This is a genomic window from Pseudomonas sp. P9_2 (assembly GCF_034008255.1).
GTDB classification, from domain to species: Bacteria; Pseudomonadota; Gammaproteobacteria; order Pseudomonadales; family Pseudomonadaceae; genus Aquipseudomonas; species Aquipseudomonas synxantha_A.
The window spans coordinates 3,646,605-3,670,392 of the sequence record NZ_CP125376.1 but is presented as its reverse complement, the minus strand read 5'-3'; the positions used below and the strand labels follow the sequence as shown (position 1 = coordinate 3,670,392).

The 23,788-nt window shown below is 59.5% G+C and carries 22 protein-coding genes and 2 pseudogenes; 9 read left to right on the top strand and 15 right to left on the bottom strand.

The annotated features are described in order from the left end of the window. Positions 1-10: 10 nt before the first annotated feature. Positions 11-724, bottom strand: coding sequence for a FadR/GntR family transcriptional regulator (locus QMK52_RS16395; RefSeq protein ID WP_320403080.1), 714 nt, complete (start codon positions 722-724; stop codon positions 11-13). A 327-nt stretch (positions 725-1,051) separates the two neighbouring features. Here QMK52_RS16395 and QMK52_RS16390 point away from each other — a divergent pair, with 327 nt between their 5' ends. Next, positions 1,052-2,413, top strand: coding sequence for an MFS transporter (locus tag QMK52_RS16390; RefSeq protein WP_005789849.1), 1,362 nt, complete (start codon positions 1,052-1,054; stop codon positions 2,411-2,413). Positions 2,414-2,433: 20 nt separating this feature from the next. Continuing rightward, complete coding sequence (gudD, locus tag QMK52_RS16385; RefSeq protein ID WP_194438789.1) at positions 2,434-3,759, top strand: glucarate dehydratase; 1,326 nt, start codon at positions 2,434-2,436, stop codon at positions 3,757-3,759. A gap of 196 nt (positions 3,760-3,955) precedes the next feature. Here the strand turns inward: gudD and QMK52_RS16380 are convergent. The 3 genes and pseudogenes from QMK52_RS16380 to QMK52_RS16370 all read right to left on the bottom strand — a co-directional run. Continuing rightward, a pseudogene (locus QMK52_RS16380) lies at positions 3,956-4,957 on the bottom strand (chitinase); the annotation flags it as partial. A 40-nt stretch (positions 4,958-4,997) separates the two neighbouring features. Next, positions 4,998-5,633 (bottom strand): lytic polysaccharide monooxygenase auxiliary activity family 9 protein, encoded by a 636-nt coding sequence (locus QMK52_RS16375; protein WP_005789853.1) that lies wholly within the window; start codon positions 5,631-5,633, stop codon positions 4,998-5,000. Positions 5,634-5,955: 322 nt separating this feature from the next. Beyond that, on the bottom strand, positions 5,956-6,330 hold the full coding sequence (locus QMK52_RS16370; RefSeq protein ID WP_032803654.1) for an addiction module antidote protein: 375 nt from the start codon (positions 6,328-6,330) through the stop codon (positions 5,956-5,958). Between the two features lie 611 nt (positions 6,331-6,941). Between QMK52_RS16370 and QMK52_RS16365 the strand changes: the two genes are divergently transcribed. Next, positions 6,942-7,247 carry a DUF6124 family protein gene (locus tag QMK52_RS16365; RefSeq protein ID WP_194438796.1) on the top strand — a complete coding sequence of 102 codons (306 nt, stop codon included), beginning with the start codon at positions 6,942-6,944 and terminating at the stop codon, positions 7,245-7,247. A 74-nt stretch (positions 7,248-7,321) separates the two neighbouring features. Here QMK52_RS16365 and QMK52_RS16360 read toward each other — a convergent pair. Then, positions 7,322-7,445: pseudogene (locus QMK52_RS16360) on the bottom strand (MerR family transcriptional regulator); the annotation flags it as partial. Between the two features lie 73 nt (positions 7,446-7,518). Continuing rightward, complete coding sequence (locus QMK52_RS16355; protein WP_320403079.1) at positions 7,519-8,853, bottom strand: hypothetical protein; 1,335 nt, start codon at positions 8,851-8,853, stop codon at positions 7,519-7,521. A gap of 232 nt (positions 8,854-9,085) precedes the next feature. On the opposite strand from QMK52_RS16355, the gene QMK52_RS16350 reads away from it, so the two are divergent. Both QMK52_RS16350 and QMK52_RS16345 read left to right on the top strand, forming a co-directional pair. Then, the gene (locus QMK52_RS16350) at positions 9,086-10,114 is read left to right on the top strand and encodes an alpha/beta hydrolase family protein (RefSeq protein WP_194438800.1); all 1,029 of its coding nucleotides are present in this window, start codon (positions 9,086-9,088) and stop codon (positions 10,112-10,114) included. 23 nt (positions 10,115-10,137) lie between these two features. Beyond that, a complete protein-coding gene (locus QMK52_RS16345; RefSeq protein WP_320403078.1) occupies positions 10,138-11,532 on the top strand; it encodes a PLP-dependent aminotransferase family protein in 1,395 nt (464 codons plus the stop codon). On the opposite strand, the gene panB is transcribed toward QMK52_RS16345, so the two are convergent. Further along, positions 11,520-12,335, bottom strand: coding sequence for a 3-methyl-2-oxobutanoate hydroxymethyltransferase (panB, locus tag QMK52_RS16340; RefSeq protein WP_005789863.1), 816 nt, complete (start codon positions 12,333-12,335; stop codon positions 11,520-11,522). The two genes, QMK52_RS16345 and panB, sit on opposite strands and share 13 nt — an antisense overlap. Positions 12,336-12,489: 154 nt before the next feature. On the opposite strand from panB, the gene QMK52_RS16335 reads away from it, so the two are divergent. Beyond that, positions 12,490-12,660 (top strand): DUF2986 domain-containing protein, encoded by a 171-nt coding sequence (locus QMK52_RS16335; RefSeq protein ID WP_005789864.1) that lies wholly within the window; start codon positions 12,490-12,492, stop codon positions 12,658-12,660. Here the strand turns inward: QMK52_RS16335 and QMK52_RS16330 are convergent. The 5 genes from QMK52_RS16330 to QMK52_RS16310 form a co-directional block, all read right to left on the bottom strand. Then, the gene (locus QMK52_RS16330; RefSeq protein WP_005789865.1) at positions 12,632-13,627 is read right to left on the bottom strand and encodes a GlxA family transcriptional regulator; all 996 of its coding nucleotides are present in this window, start codon (positions 13,625-13,627) and stop codon (positions 12,632-12,634) included. The two genes, QMK52_RS16335 and QMK52_RS16330, sit on opposite strands and share 29 nt — an antisense overlap. A 4-nt stretch (positions 13,628-13,631) precedes the next feature. After that, positions 13,632-14,174 (bottom strand): cysteine hydrolase family protein, encoded by a 543-nt coding sequence (locus QMK52_RS16325; RefSeq protein WP_005789866.1) that lies wholly within the window; start codon positions 14,172-14,174, stop codon positions 13,632-13,634. Between the two features lie 91 nt (positions 14,175-14,265). Next, a complete protein-coding gene (locus QMK52_RS16320) occupies positions 14,266-14,799 on the bottom strand; it encodes a GNAT family N-acetyltransferase (RefSeq protein ID WP_005789867.1) in 534 nt (177 codons plus the stop codon). Then, positions 14,789-16,000 carry a YeeE/YedE family protein gene (locus QMK52_RS16315; RefSeq protein WP_005789868.1) on the bottom strand — a complete coding sequence of 404 codons (1,212 nt, stop codon included), beginning with the start codon at positions 15,998-16,000 and terminating at the stop codon, positions 14,789-14,791. The genes QMK52_RS16320 and QMK52_RS16315 overlap by 11 nt, the downstream gene beginning before the upstream one ends. Before the next feature lie 719 nt (positions 16,001-16,719). After that, positions 16,720-17,337, bottom strand: coding sequence for a TetR/AcrR family transcriptional regulator (locus QMK52_RS16310; protein WP_320403077.1), 618 nt, complete (start codon positions 17,335-17,337; stop codon positions 16,720-16,722). 135 nt (positions 17,338-17,472) lie between these two features. Between QMK52_RS16310 and QMK52_RS16305 the strand changes: the two genes are divergently transcribed. Continuing rightward, entirely contained in the window at positions 17,473-17,913 is a 441-nt protein-coding gene (locus tag QMK52_RS16305) for a hotdog fold domain-containing protein (protein WP_005789870.1), read from the top strand. 23 nt (positions 17,914-17,936) lie between these two features. On the opposite strand, the gene QMK52_RS16300 is transcribed toward QMK52_RS16305, so the two are convergent. Beyond that, positions 17,937-18,998 (bottom strand): NAD(P)-dependent oxidoreductase, encoded by a 1,062-nt coding sequence (locus QMK52_RS16300; RefSeq protein WP_320403076.1) that lies wholly within the window; start codon positions 18,996-18,998, stop codon positions 17,937-17,939. A 435-nt stretch (positions 18,999-19,433) separates the two neighbouring features. Here QMK52_RS16300 and QMK52_RS16295 point away from each other — a divergent pair, with 435 nt between their 5' ends. Continuing rightward, complete coding sequence (locus QMK52_RS16295) at positions 19,434-21,296, top strand: DUF3857 and transglutaminase domain-containing protein (protein ID WP_320403075.1); 1,863 nt, start codon at positions 19,434-19,436, stop codon at positions 21,294-21,296. A 128-nt stretch (positions 21,297-21,424) separates the two neighbouring features. Here QMK52_RS16295 and QMK52_RS16290 read toward each other — a convergent pair whose 3' ends face one another. Together QMK52_RS16290 and QMK52_RS16285 are read right to left on the bottom strand one after the other, a co-directional pair. Beyond that, the gene (locus QMK52_RS16290) at positions 21,425-22,735 is read right to left on the bottom strand and encodes a HAMP domain-containing sensor histidine kinase (protein ID WP_320403074.1); all 1,311 of its coding nucleotides are present in this window, start codon (positions 22,733-22,735) and stop codon (positions 21,425-21,427) included. Beyond that, positions 22,728-23,402, bottom strand: a complete 675-nt coding sequence (locus tag QMK52_RS16285; RefSeq protein WP_078821902.1) for a response regulator transcription factor — start codon at positions 23,400-23,402, stop codon at positions 22,728-22,730. The genes QMK52_RS16290 and QMK52_RS16285 overlap by 8 nt, the downstream gene beginning before the upstream one ends. Positions 23,403-23,538: 136 nt before the next feature. On the opposite strand from QMK52_RS16285, the gene QMK52_RS16280 reads away from it, so the two are divergent. After that, on the top strand, positions 23,539-23,712 hold the full coding sequence (locus QMK52_RS16280) for a hypothetical protein (protein ID WP_194438810.1): 174 nt from the start codon (positions 23,539-23,541) through the stop codon (positions 23,710-23,712). Positions 23,713-23,788 lie beyond the last annotated feature (76 nt).

Below are 23,788 nucleotides of genomic sequence, written 5' to 3'. Positions count from 1 at the left end.
CGGTGGTTCCTTATGAGTGCCCGGAAAATCGATCCCGGCTGTTGGTCAAGTGCAGCACCATGGCCGCCCGTGCGGCGTCCGGATCCTCGCGCTTGATGGCGTTGTAGATCGCCTCGTGCTCCAGGTTCGCCAACTGCCCCAGCTGGGCAAAGTCTGCGCCGCCGCGTTCGGCGTCCTTGACCTGGGTGCGCGGGATCATCGCACTGCCCAGGTGCAACATGATGTCGGTAAAAAAGGTATTGCCGGTGGCCTCGGCGATCAGCTGATGAAAGCGTTTGTCTTCCTCCACGCAACTGTCGTTGTTGGCCAGCGAGGCCTGGTAGTCGTCCAGCGCCTGGCGCATACGGGCCAGCTGCACGTCGCTCCTGCGCAGCGCGGCCAACGCCACGGCCTGCACCTCAAGGCCCAGGCGTAATTCGAGCATGTTGCGCACGCTGGCGACCGTGTCCACATGCAGGCGCAGGCCCGGCTGCGTGTGTTGCTCCAGCACAAAGGTGCCGATGCCGTGACGCGTCTCCACCAGCCCCGACGCCTGCAACTTGGACAAGGCTTCACGCACCACGGTGCGGCTCACTCCGTGCTCAAGCACGATGGTGGATTCAGACGGCAGTTTTTCACCGGGTTTGAGTTGCCCGAGCAGGATGCGCTGGGTCAGCGCCTCAACCACGCCCTGGGCCAGGTTGGTGGAGCGTTTACGCACAGGCGTTGGGCTTTCAATGGGCATGACTACAGGTCCGCAGGGTTGGGCAGGAGCAAGCTTATCACCCTGCCCGGAAGCACTGCCCTTTTGCTGCAAAAAACCTTTAACTTGTATGACAACACATCAAATGTTCACCAACTGCATTGCTGATCTGCTCAAAACACTCCAGACAAGCCCCGCTACGACAACCAATGAAAACGGTTAAATAACCGAACCAACTGGTCCGTCACAGTACTTATAAAAACAAATTCACTCCTCGGCGCATTGCGATTCACGGAAAATCACTTGTATGATGTCTGTCAACAAAACAGCCAAACCCGCATAAAAACAATCAGGGGGAAGTTTCAAATGGTGAGCCATTCAAGCCCAGCATCGGCCGTACCCGAAAGTGATTCAGTGCTCGCCCGCGCCGTGAGCAAAGTGAAGCGCCATGTGCTGCCACTGTTCGTGGTCATGTTCATCCTCAACTACATCGACCGGGTCAATATCGGCTTTGTGCGCACGCACATGGAGCATGACCTGGGGATCGGCGCAGCGGCCTACGGCTTCGGCGCCGGGCTGTTCTTCATCGGTTATGCGCTGTTCGAAGTGCCGTCCAACATGCTGCTGCAAAAGGTCGGCGCCCGTATCTGGCTGACCCGCATCATGTTCACCTGGGGCATCGTCGCCACGCTGATGGCGTTTATCCAGAACGAAACCCACTTCTACATCCTGCGTTTCTTGCTGGGCGTGGCGGAAGCCGGGTTCTTCCCCGGCGTGATCTATTACTTCACGCGTTGGTTGCCCGGCGTGGAGCGCGGCAAGGCCATCGCTATTTTCCTCAGTGGCTCGGCGGTGGCGTCGTTGATCTCCGGGCCGTTGTCGGGCGCGTTGTTGCAGATCGAAGGTTTTGGCTTGCACGGCTGGCAATGGATGTTCGGTATCGAGGGCCTGGCTTCGGTGGCACTGGGCTTTTTTGTGTGGTTCTGGCTGGACTCCAAGCCCCATGATGCCAAGTGGATGACCCGCGAAGAACAGGACGCCCTGGTTGACGCCATCGACCAGGAACAGCGCGAACGTGAAGCCCTGACCACGGTGAAACCGACCATCGGCAAGTTGCTCAAGGACCGCCAGATCCTGCTGTTCTGCGCTCTGTACTTCTGCATTCAACTGACGATCTATGCCGCCACCTTCTGGCTGCCGAGCATCATCAAGAAAATGGGCGACCTGAGTGATGTGCAGGTGGGTTTCTTCAACTCGATCCCCTGGCTGATCTCCATCATTGCCATGTACGCCTTTGCGTCGCTGTCGGGCAAGTTCAAGTTCCAGCAAGCCTGGGTCGCGGCGGCCCTGCTGATCGCGGCGGCCGGCATGTTCATGTCCACCACCGGCGGGCCGATATTCGCCTTCGTCGCGATCTGCTTTGCGGCCATCGGGTTCAAGTCCGCGTCGTCGCTGTTCTGGCCGATCCCCCAGGGCTACCTCGACGTGCGCATCGCCGCCGCCGTGATCGCACTGATCAACTCCATCGGCAACCTGGGCGGCTTTGTCGCGCCAACCACCTTCGGCTTTCTGGAACAAACCACCGGCTCGATCCAGGGCGGGCTGTATGGCCTGGCCGGCACCTCGGTGCTTGCGGCCATTCTGGTGTTTTTCGCCAAGACGTCGCCCTCTGTCGTGCAGACCTCACATAGCGCTGCCCCCTCAGGCGCCGCCATCAGCAAATCCCTTTGAGCGTATATAAGGACCTTGCCATGAATACCCCTGTAGTCACCCATTTCCAGGTCATCCCGGTCGCCGGCCACGACAGCATGTTGCTGAACCTCAGCGGTGCCCACGGCCCCTACTTCACGCGCAATATCGTCATCCTCAAGGACAGCAGCGGCAACACCGGCGTGGGCGAAGTGCCCGGCGGCGAGCGCATTCGTGAAACCCTTGAAGATGCACGCAGCCTGGTGATCGGTCAGCCGATTGGCCAGTACCAGCGCGTGCTTAACCAGATGCGCAGCACCTTCGCATCGCGGGACGCCGCCGGGCGCGGCCTGCAAACCTTCGACCTGCGCATTACCATTCACGCCGTCACTGCTATGGAGGCCGCTCTGCTCGACCTGCTGGGCCAGTTCCTCGAAGTGCCGGTGGCCGCCTTGCTTGGCGAAGGCCAGCAACGCGACGCGGTGAAGATGCTCGGCTACCTGTTCTATGTGGGGGATCGCAACGCCACCGACCTGGCTTACCGCAACGAGGCCGACGCCGATGATGAGTGGTTCCGCCTGCGTCATGAAAAAGCTCTGACCGCCGACGCGGTGGTGCGCCTGGCCGAAGCGGCCAAGGCCAAATATGGTTTCAACGATTTCAAGCTCAAGGGCGGCGTATTGAGTGGCGACGCCGAAATAGAAGCCGTCACCGCGCTGGCCGAACGCTTTCCCGACGCGCGCATCACCCTTGACCCAAACGGTGCCTGGTCGTTGAAAGAAGCCATCCGCCTGTGCCGCGACCAGCATCATGTGCTGGCCTACGCCGAAGACCCCTGCGGCGCAGAAAACGGCTACTCGGGCCGCGAAGTCATGGCCGAATTCCGCCGCGCCACGGGCCTTAAAACCGCTACCAACATGATCGCCACCGACTGGCGTGAAATGGGCCACGCCATCCAGCTGCAATCAGTGGACATCCCCCTCGCCGACCCGCACTTCTGGACAATGCAAGGCTCGGTGCGCGTCGCACAAATGTGCAACGAGTGGGGCCTGACCTGGGGCTCGCACTCCAACAACCACTTCGATATTTCCCTGGCGATGTTCACCCAGGTGGCTGCGGCCGCCCCGGGTGAGATCACCGCCATCGACACCCACTGGATCTGGCAGGACGGCCAGCGCCTGACCAGCGAACCGCTGAAGATTGAAGGGGGTTACGTAAAGGTGCCGGCCAAGCCGGGCCTGGGTGTGGATATCGATATGGACGCGGTGGCCAAGGCTCATGAACTGTACAAAGGCATGGGCCTTGGGGCACGAGATGACAGTGTGGCGATGCAGTTCTTGATTCCGGGTTGGGGCTTTGATAACAAGCGGCCTTGCTTGGTGCGGTGAATCGGCTTTAGGAGCGCTCAGCGCAATTTGAGCGTGACGCAAAAAATCCGATGCCCAAACAGGCATCGGATTTTAGTCAGATCAGAAGCTTAGCTGTTTGACCTCTGGCACGTCTGCCAGAGGTCTCTTTGCGCTATTGCTGACTGGCGACCTCCAGACCCGCTGCGTCCTGCTCCAGGCCAGAAAGAGCAGTGCCATTGATCAGCGGACCATAACGGCGGCTGAATTCCCAGTTGTAGGGCACGTGGTCTTTGCTGATCCCGTTGTCCCAATTCACCGACCAGGTCATCAGGCCCTTGATCGACAATCCTTTGTCGTACAAACGCTTGAAAGCATGGGTCACAGCTGCTGGGTTGGTCACATAACCGGTGGCAGCCGCATCGACGTTCGCAGGCAGGCCAATCACGAACTTGTCTGCCGGGATTTTGGTAAACCCGCGCGTTCCGCTCACCAGGCTTTCGGTCAGGTAAAACAGGAAGTCCTCCTTCATCGCGTCGTTGTTCTGGGCAATCCAGGCACCGTTGCCGTTGTTGACCTCCTGCACCCAGATCCCGTCGCCACCCTGGTTGTAATACTGTGGGGCGATGAAGTCGTAATAGCCTTCCAGCGCCTGGATGTACCCGACGTATTTGCCGGCGGTGGTGAGGTAGGGAAACTCCGGCGCCATGCTGATAATGAAGTGTTTGCCTTGACCGGCGTAGTGGTCCTTGACCAATTTCAACGCGGCGGGCAGGACAGTCTTGTTGTCGGCGAAATCAATCGCGCTCTGTTCAAGATCGATATCCAGGCCATCAAAGCCATAGGTTTCCACCAGGCGGATAATCTCGTTGGCCAGTGGCTGTTCGTTGCCTTTATGCAGTTCGATGTGTGCATCGGCGCCGCCAAGGGAAATCAGCACCGCCCTGCCCTGGCTGTTCAGCACGCCCACCTGGCGACGGAACTCGGCGTCGGACAGGTTGTACGGTTTGAAGGTCGGGATACCGTTGCCCTTCATGAAGGCCACGGCCACCACGTTGTAATCCCTTGGTACGTCCGCCAGGCTCATATTGGCGAACTGGCCACGCTGGTAGCCATCGCTCGGGCCGGCAGGCCAGTTGTGCCAGAAGCCCATGAGGATCTTTTTGCCGGCAATGCTCGGCATCAGCGAAGCGGCGTCGTTGAGCGGCGATTGCAGTGAGGTAAAGTCAATATTTGACATGTTCTAATCCTTCAGAACGTGTGGGTTTAACGGCGCGGGCTTATTTGAAGTCCACGTCGAAGGCTTGATAGAAGGCGTTGCCGGTGTTGGCGACGATCCACATCAATACGATCACATGCTGGCCCTTTTTGTTGGCCGGCAGTTTCACTTCATGATTGACCTTGGCCTTCAGTTCGCCTGCATGGCTGTAGTACGGCACCTGGGTATAGAAGTCTTCAGCGAACGGCTGGGTTTCCAGTTGTGCGCGGGTGATGCGTTGTTTCGGATCCCAGCCATCCTTGGTGATCAGCCAGCGATAGCCACGGGTGGTGTGCGGCGCGGTGTATGCCCAGGTGACCTTGAAGGTCTGACCCGGCTCGACATTGAGCAACGGCCAGGTGAAGGCGCGGCCGAGTTTCTTGGCCATTTCCTCGTGGGTGAAGTTGACGCAGTCACGCGCATCGGTCTTGCCACCGCTGAGGATGAAGCCGTCGGCTGGTGGAGTGACGCTGTCACTGTCGGTTTGATAAGGCGCCGGGAACGGACCGGCCATCAGTGCCGGGAAGTTTTTGCCGCCTTCCATTTCATTGACCTGCCAGGTCTCCAGCAGGCCCAGATCCACGGCGACTGCACCACGGCTGGAAGGGGATGTGACACGACCATGGCGAAGCGGTGTCTGGGTTTGTGGTTTGTTCATTTTGTGACTCCATTGATTTGATTAAGAACTCTCCTTTCTTGAAGGAGAGGACCTCAACCTAACGGAGTCGCTTTTTTTTGCCACTGGCCCATTTTTCACTCATTTTCGTTTCATGAGCGCGCCGACTCGAAAATACTGGATATATAACCAGTGTTATGGGAATAACCTTACGCTGCTAGAGGTGGATTTCCTACAAGACCAGGCGCACATCAACTCAGCTTCTTTCGTAAATCGCATCATCCCTTCGTAAGAGATAGCCCTCTGTGGACAAAAAGGGACGTCTCTATTTTCAATCAAATAAACCGTCCCCCTTTTGGGTCCATCAGGTTTTGCCGGTGACGGCCGTTTTTTTAATTGTGGTCGCGGCAATCGGTTGCACCGTCAGTTCCACCCCCAATGCCAACATCAGCTTCTGGACCGTCTCATAACGCGTCTTTGAGCCGCCTTTCAGGGTTTTATACAAGCTCTCCCGATTCACCCCCGCCGCTTCGGCAACCTTGTTCACACCCTGGGCCTTGGCAACCTCGGCCAGCGCTTTCATAAGGACTTGCGGATCATGGCACGCCATGCTTTGCGCAAGATAAGCGCTGATGGCTTGCGGGCTATCGAGAAAGCGAGAAGCCTCATAGGCGCTGGTGCCGGATGTATCCAGCTCGAGGATCGGCATGTCCTCTGGTTTGAATGTTGACTGACTCATGTCATTGACCTCTCAGGGCATCGAGAATCTTTTGTCCGCCTGTAGCCTACTGGCTACATCTTGCATATGCCATTGCTTTTTTAATACCAGCAACACACATCCAATGTGGGAGGGGGCTTGCTCCCGATTGCGGTGTATCTGTCACTGAAAGGTTGGCTGACCTACCGCTATCGGGAGCAAGCCCCCTCCCACATTTTGCGCTGCGTTGTTGTCGAGGCAGCATTTTGCCGCACCACCGGGAACGTCGCCTTCGGGGTATCGAAGTAACGATGACGGCACCCTGTAGACATGTCCTACAGCAAGCTTCACCACCTTGCTCCATTGCCTACAGTTGCGTCAGAATCCGCCGGCTTGTGCGCTTGGGTGGGCGTCTCTAAGGTGGCTCGGTCGCTGACAACTCAGTGATCGGGTTTAGTAGCCCGAGGGTCAATTACACTTAGTGCATGAGCTTCATCTATCAGACGTTCCTGTCTGTGCCTGATGGTGGCTGTGCGTAGGGCACCTTCGGGTGCGCCGGCTTTGTGTAATTCCCCGGTCTACTAACCTGCGTACAGCTGCCACCCTTTCGTTTAGTAGCGAAACGGTGTCGGCCCCACTCAGGAATTACGCATATGTACAAAATCACGCCTAACCCTCCAAACGATCCAAACCTCAAGCTTGATCAGGCATCCCTTAACACCCACGCCGAACCACCTCCCTCACCGCTGTTCAACGTTGCCGACGACGCCAGCAACGAAATGCTCATCGCCAACAGCTACGAAACCTTTTCCTCGGTGACAGCGTTATTGCTTGACCTGTCGGATGAACTGTCAGGCAAACAGCGCGATGTCGCGCTGGCGATTCATCAGCTGAGTGAATTGGGGGTTTTGTTGGTGGACAAATTGATGGCGAGGGAAAGTGCTTCAACGGTTAGCTAGTCTTGCAGCCACCCGATAGACCGCCGCGTCGTCATGATCGACTTAACGACGACTCGGCAGCACCTTTGCGCCGGTCAGGCCTTCGGGGCCTGGCGGGCGCTCTTTCTCTTGGAAGACGCTGGAGCCACCCCTTCCTCGCGCAGACGATTAATCAGCAGCTGCGCATTCTGCACATGCCACACCCTCGGGTTTACCTTCGAAAACCATTGACCTTAAAGTTGGCTTTAAACCTAAGTCAGTGGGTGGCCAAGGCGTGTGATTGCACCCCTCCTCATGGTTTTGGATTTTTCATCAATTTTAATAAATACCCAGGCCAGCGCCATCGCGGGGTGGACTGATCGGGGGTGCCTGCAAGGATGTCTACCAGTGAGCGCGTCTTCAAAGGGTCGGCTACGGCCTCACCGACGACGCTGTGCGGCTGCCTGTCGTCGACTGAAGGCGCAGCCGCCCGACGCGGTTTTCCGGTGGCCGGATCCATGGTGTAACCCGCGGCCTTACCTTTTTCGGTGATGGTCCAGATGCCATCGGTGTTGATAAGCACGGGCTCATCAAATGTGAGCGTTACCTCTTCGGCTACTGTGACCACCATATTGTCGTTGATACTTATCGGTGTATAAGTCGCGAACTCCCTGCCCAGCAAAGCTTGCGTGGCACCTGCACTGGAAAATTTCAGCACCATCTGCTCAAGAAAAGCGATGCTGCCCATATTGCTCAGCGCACCGAAGTCCGGGTTCAGGACATGACGCAAAAAACCCTGTTCGAGGCGGGTAGAGTCAATGGCCGAGCCGTTCAGAATGCGTGATGCCGCAGCTACATCATGCTCCTTGAAGTTGAACGTCACCCGGCGCCCCTCCTGGTTGTAGCCATTGTTACCGCTCAAGAGCTGGCGACCATTGTCGTGATGGCGGTAGTTGCCGAGGTCGTAGGCCAGCATGTCGACATATGCCAAGTCGGCTCCTTGCTCCTGCGCATAGGCGTACATGTCCGACAACAGGCTGCGATCATCACGAGTCAGGAAGTCGTAACTGCTTTGGGCCATATTGCTAGAGGTCAGGGTGCCTTCGGCCACCGCAGGTTCATACCCCAGGAAGAGCCGAGAAATCATGAGTTCACGCCCAATGGCGGAACCTGAAGAGGCGCTGACCCGCTGTTCATTCAGGCGAACCTCCTGCCAGGCTGCGCGCCGTTCGTTGACGGTGAACGTACCGCTTTCGTCGCGAGCAATCAGCGTCAATTGATCGACCGCGAGTCCTTTGAAAGGGTTACTGGCCAAACCGTTGGCAAAGGCGGTGGCTTGCTTGGCGCGCTCAAGCAATTCCAGAACGTGAGTATCGGGAACCTCAGCATCATGCTGAGCTTTGTCAGCGAAATATCTTTCGTCGCTGATCGCATCGAGCGGGTTGGAGAGGTTGTTGCCTGGGTCTTCTTGACGCATGCCGGCGTCATGGTTGGCAGCGTCACTTAGTTGCCTCGCCAGGATCGATAAGGTGTTGTCAGCATCGGCTTCAACAACGGCAGGCGCGCCGATAGGGTCTCGAAGAGGCAACACCGAGGCTGGGCTCAAGTCACGGACAACAGGACCAAATGATGCACCTATAAGCTCCATAATCATCACCCTTTAATTAAAGGTCAGTGTCGACACATCCAATAGGATTCACGCTCCAACACTGCATGATTTACAGCTTCAAGTAAGCCAGCTACTTCCTAAAAACGTGAAGTCCGCATCTGTAATACCAAGCAGTAGGACTCTGTCAGCCACTTCGTAGTCCCGCCTCCCCTCTACCTGAACCGACCGTTTCGGGTCATGCTGCGCCCTCCCTTTCAAGGACGAAAAAAGCATGAAAGCCCCCCTCGCCGCTCTGCTGCTGATGTGCCTGAGCGCTCCCGCATTCGCCAGCGACAGCCCCGTCGGCTTTCAAACCACCACCCTGCCAGACACCCACAACAACCGCCCGCTGGAAATGGCTGTGTGGTACCCCGCCACCACCAATGCCAACCCCAGGCTGATCGCCGACAATGTGGTGTTCATCGGCGTGCTGGCCGTTCCGGATGCGGCGCCGACGCCCGGCAAGCATCCTTTGGTGGTGCTCTCCCACGGCTACGGTGGCAATTGGGGCAAACAGGCGTGGCTGGCCAGTGCTCTGGCCCGGCAGGGTTATATCGTGGCAGCGGTCAACCACCCGGGCACTACCAGCCAGGATCGCAGCGCGCAGGCGGCTGCGCAGTTATGGCAACGGCCGAGGGATTTGAGTCGGGCCATTGATGCGTTGCTGGCGCAGCCGGCGCCATTCGGTGCGGTGGATAGCGACCGGATCGCGGTGGTGGGGCATTCCCTGGGGGGCTGGACGGTGATGGAGACGGCCGGTGCGCGTTTTGACCCGGCGCTGTTTGCCCGGGACTGCAGCGCCCATCCGACGCTGGTCGCGTGTACCGCCTACCGCGAGATGAATCCTGAGGGCACTGCGAACGGGAAGGAGCAATTGGCCGCGGACTTGAGCGACAAACGCGTCAGCGCCGTGGTGTCTTTGGACCTGGGCCTGTCGCGCGGGTTTACCGATGCAAGCCTGGCGGCGCTTCCGGTGCGGGCCTTGGTGATCGCCGCCGGTGTGCCGTCAGCGGATTTGCCGGCGCAGATGGAATCGGCCGACATGGCCAAGCGGTTGCCAAAAGCCTCGACGCAGTACGTGGAGATCCGCGACGCCAGCCATTTCAGTTTTATGTCCCAATGCAAACCGGGCGCGGCGGCGATACTCGACGCCGATGTGCCCGGCGATGGCATTATTTGCCAGGACGGCAAGGATGCGCGGCCACGCCCGGTGATCCAGCAGCAGGTGATCACGTTGATCAGCGAGTTCCTGGCACGCTGAACCATTAATCCAGGACCACGGCGATGAATAGCGGCAAAAAAGACACCTTCGCCTATCAAGCGGTGTACCGCTACCTCATCGAGCTGATCGAGGCCTGCCCTGCCGACGGCGAACGCAAATTGCCGTCCCTGCGCCAACTGGCCCTGTGCCTGGGCGTGTCGGTGTCGACCACCAAGTACGCGTATGCATTGCTTGAGGAACAAGGGCGGATCCAGGCCAGGCCCAAGCTCGGTTTTTTCATCGTCCCAGGCTTGGCTGCCACCATCAACCCAAGCTCATCTCCCCTGCTCGACCAGGTCTTCGCCAACGCACGCCAACCCGGCATGCTGGCCCTGAGCAGCGACGCGCCGGCGATGCTGCTGTCGCTGGAGCAGCCTTTGTTGATGCTGGAACGTGAACTGACCCGGCAGTACCCGCGCTCGCTGGCACCACTGTATCTGCCAATGGGCGAGCCCGAGTTGCGCGCGGCCTTGGCCGAACGCTATAGCCGCTCTACTGACCATTACTGGCAAGCCGACCAGGTGTATATCGGCTCGGATTTGCAAAGCGTGTTAGAGGTCTCGCTCAATGCCTTGGAACTGGCCGGCACACTCGCGTTGGTGGAGTCACCCTGTTCGTGGGCGATCCTGCGGCAATTGCAGGCGGCGAAAATCCGTGTGATCGAGATGCCCCTCGGCGCAGATGGGCGTTTTGACCTGGACGCTCTGAACACGCTGCTCAAGCGTGAGCCGATCCGCCTGGCGGTGCTGTCATCGACGGTGAATATGCCACAGGGCGGTGTGATGCCCGCGCAGGATAAACAGCAGATTTGCCAGTGGTTGGCCGAGCGGGATATCTGGCTGTTCGAAAACGACACCTACGGCGAGCTGTACTTTGGCCCGCAACCGGCGCGTTATCGCGACTACGCCGCCCCGCACAAACTGCTGGTGTTTTCGACCTTCGACAAAGTCATCGGCTCGGAAGCACCCTACGGCTATGTGCTGTGTCGCGGTGCTGGGGCGCCGTTGCAGCAGCTGTTCCTGGAGCGCGGCTTTCGCCTCTCGCCGATCCGTCAGAAAGCCATCGCCAAGCTGTTTGCGTCCAAGCGTATCGACGCCCATCTGAAGGCGTTGCGCGCACGGTTACTGGCGCGCATGACGCAGCTCAAAGCCCTGCTGTTAACCCACGGCAATGGCCAATGGCAGGTGGTCGAACCCCATGGCGGCGCAAGCTTCTGGCTCCGGGCCAGCCGCCCGGTGGATATGCGCCAGGTGTTCGCGCACTTGCTAAGCCAGCGCATCGTCATCGCCCCCGGCGAACTGTTCAGCCAGCAAGGCGCCTGGCCAGATCACCTGCGCCTGAGCTACACACTCGACTGGAGCAAGGACATTGCCCAGGCCGTCCAACTACTGGCCCAGGCGCTGCGTCAAAGCCCGTAGCAGTGCCGGTCTTCGGGAAAACGACCCTGGCGCACATCGTCGGCGAAACGCTCGCAGGCATCGCGAATCACCGCCCCCACATCAGCGTATTGCTTGACGAAGCGCGGCATCGAGCCGCCGCCCAGGCCCAGCACATCCTCGGTGACCAACACCTGGCCGTCACACGCAGGCGATGCGCCGATGCCGATGGTGGGTTTGCTTGAGTCCAGGGTGATCTGCCGGGCCACACCTTCGGCCACCCCTTCCAGCAGCAGACTGAAGGCCCCCGCTTCCAGGTTGGCGCGAGCATCGGCGACAATCACCGCAGCGGTTTCAGCGCTCAGGCCCTGAGCCTTGAACCCGCCCATGACGTTGACGAATTGCGGCATCAGCCCCACGTGGGCCATCACCGGTACACCTCGTGCAACCAGGAACTCCACGGTGCCGGCCAGGGCCTGATTGGCCTCCAGCTTGACCGCATCGCAACCGGTACGCGCCAATACTTGGGCACAGTTGCGAAAAGCCTGCTCATACGACTCCTGGTAACTGCCAAACGGCATGTCGGCGATCACACAGGCCAAGCGCGTACTGTCGACCACCGCACGGGTGTGGCCGATGATTTCTTCCAGTTGCATGCTCAGGGTCGACGCCCGGCCATAGCCGACCATGGCGGTGGAGTCACCGACCAGGATGAAGTCGACGATCGGATCGATCAGCTTGGCGATAGCGCTGGAGTAGGCGGTCAGGGAGACGATTTTCTGCTGCCCCTTCATGGCGACCAATTGAGGGACAGTCATGCGTTTGGTACGGGTGTGAATGCTCATCGGGGCTTTTCCGTTTGCGCTGGATACTCGGCCCGATTATTGGCGAAACGAAGGACGATTCAATGCACAGATCAGCGCTAAAAAGCGACCCAGCGCCCGGTCACACTTGCTGAAACTGGTATCATCCGCGCCTTTCCCTCTCAGGCTCCGCGACATGAACCGCCAGAAAAAACTCCAGCAGCTCTTCAAGGCCAAAGCCAAAAAGGCCAGCGCCAAACTGGCGCCCAAAAGCAAAGACAAATACATCAGCAAGGCCGACCGTTTGAAGCTGGAAACCGAAGCTGGCCAGGACCCGGTTACGTCCCCCGAGACACCTGCTGAGTAAGACGCATGGCTGAAGGGGTGGCCGCTTCATACTTGCCCCAGATGCGCCGCAGATGCCGCGCCGAACCAAAGCCTGCGCGCTCGGCGACGGTTTCAATGCCCAGGTCCGACTCGGCCAGCAGTTCACGGGCCACAGCCAGGCGCAGGCGGTGCAGGTAGTCCAGCGGGCTGATACCGACATGCTCCTGGAACAAGCGCCCCAGGTGGCGGCTGCCGGTACAGGCCAGGGCCGCCATGCGGGTCACGGTCCAGGCTTCACAGGGGGCTGCGGCGATGGCGTCCTGCACCCGATGCACCGCCGGGTGCAGGTGATTACGCCCGGTTATCCACGGCGACAACTGCGGGTCGCTGCCGCTGCGGCGCAGGTACACCACCATGTCCCGCGCTACCGCGCACGCCAGCCGTGGCCCGGCCAGCTCGGCGACCAGGTGCAGCATCAGGTCGATACCGGCCGTGACACCGGCGCTGCAACTGACCGGGCCATCGGTCACGTACAAGCGGTTTTCCAGGACGCGAGCCTTGGGCGCCATGGCTTGCAAGGTGGCGCACAACGAGTGGTGCGTGGTGCATTGGCGGCCATCCAGCAATCCGGCGCTGGCGGCACTCAACGCGCCGGCGCATACGCAGATAAGGCGTTCAGCCGAGGGTGCGAAGACGTTTTGCAACCAGTGGGTCAGCCGCTTGCTGGCCGAGTCGAACGCCTGCTGGTGCGTCTTGCTGACCTTCATCGTGGAGCCCACCAAGACCACCAGGGTGCCGGGGGCCAAGGTCGGTGGCAGTGGCGCCAGCCCCGTCAGCGGCAACCCGATGGAGGTGTGCAGCGTTGCCACCGGGCTGACGTACTGCAAGTCGAAATCCACCGCCGCCGGGTCATCGACCTGGGCGGCCAGGCGCAGCACTTCGGCAGGCCCGGCCAGGTCGAGCATCAGTACGTTTGGCAACAGCACAAACAGCACCGGCACACTCATCGATTCACTCCGCCAGGGCCTGGGCGACCGTCACGATGCGGGCGAAGCGGTCATCGAGGACCAGCTCCGTGCGTTCGCGAATCTCGGCCGGCGTATAGACCCGGCCGCTACGCGCGTGGGTCATCGGGAAGGTCAGCGTCGCCTCGCTGACAAAATCCACCGTGAAGCCGCTGTCGCAAGCCTGCCGCGTGGTGGTCTCGCAGCATTGCTCGGTGCGGATGCCGCTGATGATCAGCGTGGTAACGCCCATCTCTACCAGACGAGCGGCCAGTGGCGTGCCGGCCAAGGCACTGTGGTAGCGCTTGTGGATGACCAACTGCGGATTGATCGACAGCTCGCTCAGTGCCCTGACGTTGCCCGATTGCATGGAGAAATGCCCCTGGTCTTCAACATGGAAGACTTGTACCACCGGGATGCCCCGCTGAACACAACCGTCGATGAGGGCCTGCTGTTTTTCCAGATAGTCGGGCAGGTCATTTTCGGACCAATAGGTTGAATGACGGAACGAGTGCTGGGCGTCGATCACGATCAGGGCTTTACGGCTCATGGACAGTCCTTTTGGCTTGCATCAGTGGGTGAACGATGCAAGCCATGGTAAGGACAACCCACAGCGCACGACAGGCGCAAGGCAGACTACTTCAGGACGGATTCGGACATGTCATCGGACACACCATGGCACAACGGCTGCCGGGTTCGAAGCCATGGGCGTATTCATCTGCCAGGATCGTTTCCAGACGCGGATCACTGTGAGTAGCGAAGCCCAGGCGCCGGTAGAACGGTGCATTCCACGGTACATGCACAAAGGTGGTCAGGGTCACTGCATGCAGTTGCTGGGCGCGGGCGTGGTTCATCGCCGTTTCCACCAGCCTGCGCCCCCAGCCCTGGCCTTGCAGCGGCCGGGCCACGGACACTTCATGGATATGCAGATCGTCGCCAAAGCGTTCTGCGCTGAGGAAACCCTGGGGTTGGTCGTGGTGATCAACCACCACCCAACAGGTCGATAGCGCGATCCACTGCCGATGGCACTCGACGCCAATCGACGCGGCATCCGCCAGCCAGGCCAGCCCTTCGATTGCGCGAAACGCCTGGGCCGCGCACTGCTCGATGGCGGGCAATAAACCGGCGTCTTGCGTGCGCGCCAGGCGAATGTGGGCGGACTGCTCAGCAACCACTCAAGGCCACCTGGGGCCGTTCGCCGGTAAAGAAGAAGGGCCGCAGGCGCACGCCCACGCCGTTGCCGATAAAGGCCGCCACCAGCCACACCCAGCCATGCAGGCTGCCCGAGGCGATGCCACTGAAATAGGCGCCGATATTACAGCCATAGGCCAGGCGCGAACCGTAGCCGAGCAGCAGGCCGCCGATCACGGCGGCGATCAACGAGCGTGCCGGAATATTCAGGCTGGGAGCGAAACGCCCGGCCAAGCCAGCGGCCAGCAGCGCGCCAAGGACAATGCCGATATCCATGACGCTGGTGATGTCTTCCCAGACCGGCGCGGCCAGGGCCTTGGCATTGCCCGGCATCTGCCAGAACGCCCAACTCGCCACATCCACACCCAGCCCGCTCGCCACTTTGGCGCCCCACAGCGCGAACGCCGAGGTGATGCCCCACGGCCGCCCAGCCAGAGCCAGGGTGGCGTAGTTGAGCAGCGCCAGGCCAATCGCGCCCCACACCAGCGGCCAGGGCCCACGCAGAAAACGACGCAGCCCTTGATGCTCGCTGTGCACGCCTTGTTCAAGCTGGCCGTGACGGCGCTTTTCCAGGCGCACGGTCACCACCGCAATCAGCGCGAACACCGCCAGGCTCAGGACCAGCGCCGGCAGCACACCGAAACTGTTGACGATGGAAACCGCCGGGAACGACGGCAACGCAAACCACCAGTCGACGTGGTGGGTGGCGATCAACGAGCCACAGATAAAGAACAGCAGCGTCACCAACATGCGCGCATTACCGCCGCCCACGGTGAACAAGGTGCCCGATGCACAGCCGCCACCCAGTTGCATGCCGATCCCGAAGATAAACGCCCCGAACACCACCGACACACCGGCCGGCGCCACCAGCCCCACGACCGGCTGGCCGAACAAAGTGCCCGCACCCAGTGCCGGGAAAAACAGCAGCACCGCCACCGCCAGCATCACCATCTGCGCACGCAAGCCGGCGCCACGCCGATCATTGATAAACACGCGCCAGGCCGAGGTAAAACCGAAGGCAGCGTGGTAGAGCGTCAGGCCCAGCGCGGCGCCGACCACCAGCAACAACACTTGGCGTGCGCCAACGGTGTTTTGCAGGAACAGGGCGCCCGCCACCAGGATGATAAAGGCTATCAGTGGCGCGGCAGGCTTGCGTGCAGGCGCCAGGGAAAGGGAGGTGCTCATGGGGATCTCGATGGGTTGGAAGGAGGCCAGTATAGCCCCAGACGGAATTTGATCAGGCGCAGGCATTGCCCAGAGGCTCATCGTTTGAACCACCGCCTTCGCAGCCTCGCTAAAGCTCGACAGCTCCCACAGGGATTAGCGGTGCTGAGTTGATCTCGATTGGCAGGGCCATTGCGACAAACACAACTCCCGACAACAGCACCGCCCTAATGTGGGAGCTGTCGAGCCCCAGCGAGGCTGCGAAGGCGGCAGCACAGTCAACATCTTCATCGCCAGAACCATCGCTATCGCAGCCTCGCCAAAGCTCGACAGCTCCCACAGGGGATTGGCAGTGCTGGGGTGATCTCGGTTGGCAGGGCCATTGCGACAAACACAACTCCCGACAACAGCACCGCCCTAATGTGGGAGCTGTCGAGCCCCAGCGAGGCTGCGAAGGCGGCAGCACAGTCAACATCTTCATCGCCAGAACCATCGCTATCGCAGCCTCGCCAAAGCTCGACAGCTCCCACAGGAGATTGGCAGTGCTGGGGTGATCTCGGTTGGCAGGGCCATTGCGACAAACACAACTCCCGACAACAGCACCGCCCTAATGTGGGAGCTGTCGAGCCCCAGCGAGGCTGCGAAGGCGGCGGCACAGTCAACATCTTCATCGCCTGAACCATCGCTATCGCAGCCTCGCCAAAGCTCGACAGCTCCCACAGGGGGATGAGGAGGAATGACTAACGCTGGCTGATCGATCTCCACGCCGCTTCAGCCAGCAGCTCACGGTACTCGAAGGGACTCTTTTTGACCTTCGCCGACAGCCACGCACGCGAATAGCTTTCCGCCGCGCCAATGATCAACGAAGGAATAAGTTCTGCGGGCAAATGGCTGAAGTGTTCCTTGCGCCCTTCCCCGCCCATCCACTCCTTCAACTGCTGGTTGCGCTGCTTGTTGCGCGCAATCAACTCGTCCTTGAACGGGCCGTTGGACACGGCAAAACGGCTTTGGAAAACAAACCGCGCCCAGTCCGGCTGGGCGGTGACCCACTCAACGTAGCTGTACACCAGGCCAACCACACCGGCGTGGGCCGTATCCGCCGCTTGCAGGTAGTGGTCACGCAGGCTGGCCTGGTCTTCCAGCGCAGCAAAGAACAGCGCGGCGACCAGCCCTTCCTTGTTGCCGAAGTGGTGATAGATAGCGCCCACGCTGGTGTCGCAGCGCGCACGGATGGTCTCGATGTTGGTCGCCTCGATGCCTGCCTCGTTAAAACAGGCCAGCGCCTCACGCAGGATGGTGCGCTTGAGGTCGCTGCGCCTGCCGGGGAAGGTGCGCTCGATGAGATCGATGGAGTGCATGGGGGGAACGCCAAATCAAAACAGTTTATAGGCTGAGCGACCGCCAGAGAAAGCTCGGGTTGACAGGCATGGAATCTACAGAATATTGTTCTGTTACGGAATATTATTCCGTAATCAAACCTTGAGGATATTCGTATGAGCCAAGCACTGAGCATGTTCAATAGCGTAGGCCCTGCCGCATTCAGTAACCTGGCGTGCCAGATGGCACCCTACTTCAGCACCATCACTCCCGAGATCGCGGAACTCAAGCCCAACCATGCAGTGGTCACCGTGCCGTTTCGCAAGGAAATCACCAACCACCTGGCTTCGGTGCATGCCATTGCGCTGTGCAACGCCGCCGAACTGGCCGGTGGCATGATGACCGATGCATCGATCCCCGCTGGCGCACGCTGGATTCCCAAGGGCATGAGCGTGGAATACCTGGCCAAGGCGAAAACCGATATCCGCGCCGTCGCCGATGGCAGCGCTATCGATTGGCAGACCGCGGGCGACAAGATCGTGCCGGTAGAGATCTTCGATGCAGGCGGCGTCAAGGTATTCACTGCCCACATCACCATGAATGTGAAGCTCGCTTAGAACCTCAGCCGTTACAGGCGGTATCAGCGACACGGCATCTGCAAGGCGTGACTGAACGCGTGGATGTGGTCGACGATGCGCTGCGAAGCGGTGCGGATTGCGGTGGTGGTATTGCCGGCGATATGCGGCGTCAATTGCGCACCGGCAATGCCCGCCAAAGGCGAGCTGAAACGGTCTTTTTCCAGGGCGAAGGTGTCAATGGCGACCGCCTTGATATGCCGGGGAAACCGGGTCATGAAGGCGGCCAGTTGCTGCTCGTCGACGATGCCACCGCGAGCGGTATTGATCAGTATCGAACCCTGGCGCATCCGCTTGAACTCGGCGCTGCCGAATAAGCCGCGAGTGTGCGGGGTGAGCGGCACATGGATCGAAACGATATTGGCCTCATCCAGCAACTGTTCCAGGGTTTGCCTGCGTTGCAGCCCGAGGCGGCGCGCCTCCTGCTCGGTAAAGCGCTCGGACCCGGTGGCAATCACCTTGATCCCCAAGGCGCTGGCTTTGCACGCCACCTGCTGGGCAATGCTGCCGGTGCCCACCAGCCCGAGGGTGAGTTCGGCGTATTCAGCAGCAGGCGCCAAGGTGCCTTTTGACCAGTGGCCTTGGTGGGTTTGCGCGTTGTAGTGGTCCAGATCCCGAGACAGAAACAACGCCTGGGCCAACACGTATTCAGCGACAGCGGTCGCGTTGGAACCCGGCGTATGCAGAACCGTCACTCCCGCCTGCTCGCAAGCCTGTCGGTCGATATGGTTGAGGCCGGTCCCGGCCTGAGCGATGGCGCGCAGCGGTGTGGGCAACCCGGGTGAGCTGGCGGCGCGAATCAGTTCGCCGCCCAGCGGAATATTCAAGCGCGTCTTGAACACGCTGTAACCCCCAGCCTGATCCACCGCGGCGATAAAACCCCGCTCATCATGGCCGTTGATATCGGCATACCCGATGCGTGCGCCGTAGCGCTGCTGGATGCTGTGTTTATCGGTGAAATAATAGAGGCTAAGGACGACCGCCAAGCCCAGTTCAAGGAATCGATCGATTTCCTCATAGAGCAGCGGCGGGTCGGGCGCGTCGAGTATCAGAGTGGTGAATGCCATGGGTTGATCCTTTTGAAGGCACCGCTAACTCAAACAATGGTTGCTTGATTGCCGCTTCGAAGACCGCATTGCCCAAGGTCGCCGCCCGCTTCGACCAATAAAGCATGGGCCTGATTTTTCGGTAAAAGACCTGTTTGGAATAAAACGAACGGGAAAAAATCATCGGCCCGTCAAAAAAAACACGCATGTGCTCCAAGGCCATAATCGAGGCGCTTAACTTTTTGATTAATCAGGGCTAAATAAAATCGTTCGAAAACGTCTTACTCAAAGGAAAATCTCGGCACCCATTGCGTGCGAGAGAAACCTGAAAAAATCTTCATAACCCTTGAACGTCAGCCAAATGAATAGGCGAAGCGCTTGCGAGTCCTGTCCATCGGCATATTCAGGAACATACGCCCCGGTGAAACGGCGCGCCCCTAGCTCAGAAGGATCTCTATGCAAAGCCTCCCGTTCTCTGCGTTACGCCTGTTCGGTGTGCTGGCAGTCATGGTCTGCGCGCTGTTGACGACGCAAGCCCGTGCCGATTACACCGACCTTTCCCTGGCCCATGAAAAAAATATTCAGTCCTACGTCGTGAATGCCGACGGCAGCTTTGTACTGGATGTCGAACGGGTCATGCGGATCAATGAAGAGCGCGCGATCACCTCCAACGCCCAGCGCTCGGTCACCTACAATCGCACCCTCGAAACCCTGGATATCGTCGAGGCCTACACCCTCAAACCCGATGGCCGCAAAGTCGTGGTAACACCCGACCGGATCAAGGAGCAGCAGGAGCTTGAGTCTGCCCAGGCGCCGATGTTCCAGGACTCGCGGGTCAAGGTGGTGATCTTCCCGGAGCTGCAAGTGGGCGATCGGATGGTGCTGCGGTACCAGCGCCATCGCAATACGCCGTTGTTTGCAGGGCAGTTCGAAGACCTTTTCTCGCCGGATTTCTACCAGAATGAACAGGTGCGCCTGAGCTACGACATGCCCGCCGAAATGAAGCTGTACGCCGACTCACGGGGTTTCAAGGCGTCCACGCCAGCCAACGCCAACGGGCGAACGGTGTACCGCTGGGACTTGGAACAAACCAAGAAAAACCGTGTGGAAGAAGGCTCCGTTGCCTACACCGACTACGGGCAACTGCTGGCCGTATCGACGTTCACCGACTACAAACAGTTTGCCCAAGCCTACGCCGCGCGCGCACAGGTAGAAGTGACCCCGGCCATGACCCAACTGGCCAAGGAACTCACCGCCAACCTCGACAACCCACGCAGCAAGGCCCTTGTGCTAAGTGATTGGGTACGCAAGAACATTCGTTATGTGGCCGTGTACGTCGGTGCCGGCGGCGTGGTGCCGCATTCAGCGCAAGCGGTGCTGGATAACCGCTATGGCGACTGCAAGGACCATGTGGCCCTGCTTGAAGCGCTGCTCAAAGCCGTCGCCATTGAAAGCTCGCCCGCCCTGATCAACGCCGGCAACGCCCACGTACTGCCCAAGGTGCCAACCCTGGGGGTGCTCAACCATGTGATCACTTATGTACCCAGCCTCGATCTGTACCTGGACTCCACCGCGACACCCATCGCCGCTGGCTACCTGCCTCTGCCCGAACTCGGCAAACCGGTGTTGCTGACACAGACCGGTGAACGCACAGAAACGCCGTCCGGCCAACCTGGCAAAGTGAACACAACCATAGCCTTCAAGGTCAACGCCAAAGGCGCTGCAGACTTTACCAATGACTCCACCATCGACGGTTGGGGCGCGGAGTTTAACCGCTTCATGCTCAAGGCCATGCAGCCGGCCGACCGTAATCAGCTGGTGCAGCAGATTCTGAGCATGTATGGGCAATCCGGCAGCGGGTTGATCGAAACTGACGCCTTGGACGGCACTGCCAATACCTTCAAATTCGCGATTAAAGGCCACACCAGCAATCTGGTGAACCTCCCTGGACCGACCGGGGTACCTACCCTCTCCAGCCTGGCCGGCGGTATTGGCCAGAGCGTGTTTTCCTTGATCGTCGAAAAGGAACGCACCCAGGCCTTCACCTGCCTTTCGAGTGAGATCTCAGAAGTTGCGCGCCTGGAGTTCCCCGCCAAGGTGAAGATCCTCGCGGTGCCCAAGGCAGTATCGGTGAAACAGGCAGGCTTCGACTATCGCTCGACCTATGTGAAGAAGGCCAATACGGTGCTGATCACCCGTCAGTATGTGTTTAGCAAGCCAGAGATTCTCTGCACCCCAGAGGATTTTGCAGCCATGCAACCGGCGGTTGAAAGTATGGTCAACGACTTGAAAAGCCAGGTCATTGTGCAGACGTTGTAACGCCCTCGCGGTTCTTGCGTGGCAGTGCTGAAGCACTGGCGCGCGGGAATCGTAGGCTGTGATGCTGAGGCGCGGGTATAAAAACCGCTCCCCACCCAGCCGTCGCTATTGTGAGGCGCTATCTGCCTTTAATGTTCTGACTCGACAGCCCGCACGCTCGTAAAATCAAGAATGACCGTAAACCTCTGTTGCTCACGGATCACTTCAATCTGCCAGCCCAGCTTTGCGCACAATTGCCGCATCAACTGCAACCCTAGCCCATACCCAAAATCGTCGGACTCCTGTCGCGGCTTGGCCTCGCGGACGTGATTGGCAATCATCAGCCGCGGGTATTTGAAACGGATGTCTACCGTGCCCTCTTCTGCGTATTGCAGCGCATTGCGCAAGAAGTTGCCGATCACGATACGACACGCCGTAGGGGGCAGTCGGCAAGGTTCGTTGTGGATGTCGATGCTTAGCTTGATATCCCGATTACCGATCAGGTAGCGGTGCTTCTCAATCAGTTCGCCGACTACCTCGCTCAGATTAACGTCTTGCTCGGGCAGCGATTCGGAACGCTCGCGGCTCATCCATAGCAATGTCTCGGCGATCAGTTGCATGTTCATCACAGAGCGTTCTATGCGTTGCAAGGAAGGCGGCAGCACACCGCCCGATTGCAGGGCCAACAATTCGATATTGGCCTTGAGCACCGCCAGTGGCGTGCGCAGTTCATGGCTGGTGTAGCGCAACAGGCGGCCTTCACGCTGGCTGGCGGCCTGCACCTGCTCAACACTTTTGGCCAGGGCATCGGCCAGCATATTGAACTCCTTGAAGCTGAAACCAGGTCGTGTGCTGGCCAGGGCATCAGGGTCTTTGAGTGTGCCGGACCATTGCACCAGACGCCCCAGCGGCCGAACCAGCCACCAGACCAGCAAGGCAATGATGATCAGCGCCGGCACGAATACCGCCAGGCTGATGAACTTGACACTCTCTATGACCTGATCGAAATAGGCGTCAGACAACGGCGTCTCGACCTCACCCCCGGCTTCGTTATCGTGGTCGATGTCGTACATGTAGAGGGTTTTGCCGTCACCCAGGGGCTGTTCGAGGATGATCTGGAAAGGCTCGTCGTCGTCATCGGAATAGAGATCGCCGAAGATATTCACCGCACCGAAGGACAGGCTCGGTGGGGTATCGAGCAACTCACGCACGTCCTGCGGCAATGCCTGCTTGCCGATGACGCTGGTATAGAAGTAATTGTGCGGCGTCGGCGTGGTCGGGTCCTGTTTGTAGTGCCGGAGAAAATATTGGGCTTCCTCCTCCATCATCGCGCTGGCGGTATAGAACAGGCCGCGCACGGTAAATTCAGGCAGCAGCTTGCTGTAGATCACCAGCACCACCGCAATCAGACACAGGAAACTGCCGCTGATTACCCACTTCAGACTCAGGCCGTTACGCATGGGGTTTTACCTGAATGCCGACACCCGCCAGGGTATGGATCAACGGCCGGCCAAAAGGCTTGTCCACGGCCTTGCGCAACCGATGCATATGCACCTTGAGCGTATCAGTGTCGGGTGGCTCATCGCCCCAGATCTTCGCTTCCAGGCGCTCCCGAGAGACCGGCTGTGGGCTTGCGCGCATCAGGTTTTCCAACAAGGTCCAGCAGATGGGCGACAAATGCAGCTCCTGCCCTGCGCGGCTGACTTTGCGGGTGGTCAGCTCCATTACCAGGTCATCCACTTGCAGGCGACTGGTCTGGCCGCTGCGGCGCAGGCTCAGGGCGCGAATCCTGGCGACCAGCTCGGCCAGCTCGAACGGCTTGACCAGGTAGTCGTCGGCTCCGGCAGCGAAACTGGCGAGCTTGTCCGACAGCGCGTCCAGCGAGGTCAACATCAGGATGGGCGTCTGGATGCCCTGCTGGCGCAACCGATCACATACCTGCTGGCCGTTCAGTCGCGGCAGCATGATGTCCAGGAGGATGACGTCGTAATGCTGATTGAGCGCCAGGTTAAGCCCGGTCTGACCATTACTGACGTGGTCGCAGACAATGCCGCTGATCTCCAGATACTCGATGACGGTGGTGGCCAGATCAAGGTTGTCCTCGACCAGCAGCAAGTGGATATGCACGGGGAAAACCTCGAACAGGGAGTGCGCAGAGGTTTGCAGGATAACGGAACTCGAGCTGCTTTCTGCTGACGTTTACCTGACGTTAACCCACTGCTGCTTAAGCTAAGGCTTCTCTTATCCAGAGCTCGCCCTCGCCATGAACCTGTCTTCGATGATCAAAGGTGCCCTGCTAGCCTTGATTTTCCTCGCCCTGCTGGTGGGTTTCCTGCCGCCGGACGCTCAGCGGGGACGCATGGGCGGCAGCGGCTGGTTTCCGATTGGCCAGAATGCCGAGCGCACAGGATCGAGTTATGTCACCAGCGCGTCCTGATGACATCGGCGCCAGTTATGCCGCCCAGTTGGTCGCGTGCGTGGTGCTGATTGTTGGCGTGTCGGTTTCGGTGGGT

What these genes read in the sequence shown, in the direction of transcription:
- QMK52_RS16395 (WP_320403080.1), bottom strand. Translation starts at nt 724, where the DNA reads ATGCCCATTGAAAGCCCAACGCCTGTGCGTAAACGCTCCACCAACCTG.
- gudD (WP_194438789.1), top strand. Translation starts at nt 2,434, where the DNA reads ATGAATACCCCTGTAGTCACCCATTTCCAGGTCATCCCGGTCGCCGGC.
- QMK52_RS16375 (WP_005789853.1), bottom strand. Translation starts at nt 5,633, where the DNA reads ATGAACAAACCACAAACCCAGACACCGCTTCGCCATGGTCGTGTCACA.
- QMK52_RS16370 (WP_032803654.1), bottom strand. Translation starts at nt 6,330, where the DNA reads ATGAGTCAGTCAACATTCAAACCAGAGGACATGCCGATCCTCGAGCTG.
- QMK52_RS16365 (WP_194438796.1), top strand. Translation starts at nt 6,942, where the DNA reads ATGTACAAAATCACGCCTAACCCTCCAAACGATCCAAACCTCAAGCTT.
- QMK52_RS16355 (WP_320403079.1), bottom strand. Translation starts at nt 8,853, where the DNA reads ATGGAGCTTATAGGTGCATCATTTGGTCCTGTTGTCCGTGACTTGAGC.
- QMK52_RS16350 (WP_194438800.1), top strand. Translation starts at nt 9,086, where the DNA reads ATGAAAGCCCCCCTCGCCGCTCTGCTGCTGATGTGCCTGAGCGCTCCC.
- QMK52_RS16345 (WP_320403078.1), top strand. Translation starts at nt 10,138, where the DNA reads ATGAATAGCGGCAAAAAAGACACCTTCGCCTATCAAGCGGTGTACCGC.
- panB (WP_005789863.1), bottom strand. Translation starts at nt 12,335, where the DNA reads ATGAGCATTCACACCCGTACCAAACGCATGACTGTCCCTCAATTGGTC.
- QMK52_RS16335 (WP_005789864.1), top strand. Translation starts at nt 12,490, where the DNA reads ATGAACCGCCAGAAAAAACTCCAGCAGCTCTTCAAGGCCAAAGCCAAA.
- QMK52_RS16330 (WP_005789865.1), bottom strand. Translation starts at nt 13,627, where the DNA reads ATGAGTGTGCCGGTGCTGTTTGTGCTGTTGCCAAACGTACTGATGCTC.
- QMK52_RS16325 (WP_005789866.1), bottom strand. Translation starts at nt 14,174, where the DNA reads ATGAGCCGTAAAGCCCTGATCGTGATCGACGCCCAGCACTCGTTCCGT.
- QMK52_RS16315 (WP_005789868.1), bottom strand. Translation starts at nt 16,000, where the DNA reads ATGAGCACCTCCCTTTCCCTGGCGCCTGCACGCAAGCCTGCCGCGCCA.
- QMK52_RS16310 (WP_320403077.1), bottom strand. Translation starts at nt 17,337, where the DNA reads ATGCACTCCATCGATCTCATCGAGCGCACCTTCCCCGGCAGGCGCAGC.
- QMK52_RS16305 (WP_005789870.1), top strand. Translation starts at nt 17,473, where the DNA reads ATGAGCCAAGCACTGAGCATGTTCAATAGCGTAGGCCCTGCCGCATTC.
- QMK52_RS16300 (WP_320403076.1), bottom strand. Translation starts at nt 18,998, where the DNA reads ATGGCATTCACCACTCTGATACTCGACGCGCCCGACCCGCCGCTGCTC.
- QMK52_RS16295 (WP_320403075.1), top strand. Translation starts at nt 19,434, where the DNA reads ATGCAAAGCCTCCCGTTCTCTGCGTTACGCCTGTTCGGTGTGCTGGCA.
- QMK52_RS16290 (WP_320403074.1), bottom strand. Translation starts at nt 22,735, where the DNA reads ATGCGTAACGGCCTGAGTCTGAAGTGGGTAATCAGCGGCAGTTTCCTG.
- QMK52_RS16280 (WP_194438810.1), top strand. Translation starts at nt 23,539, where the DNA reads ATGAACCTGTCTTCGATGATCAAAGGTGCCCTGCTAGCCTTGATTTTC.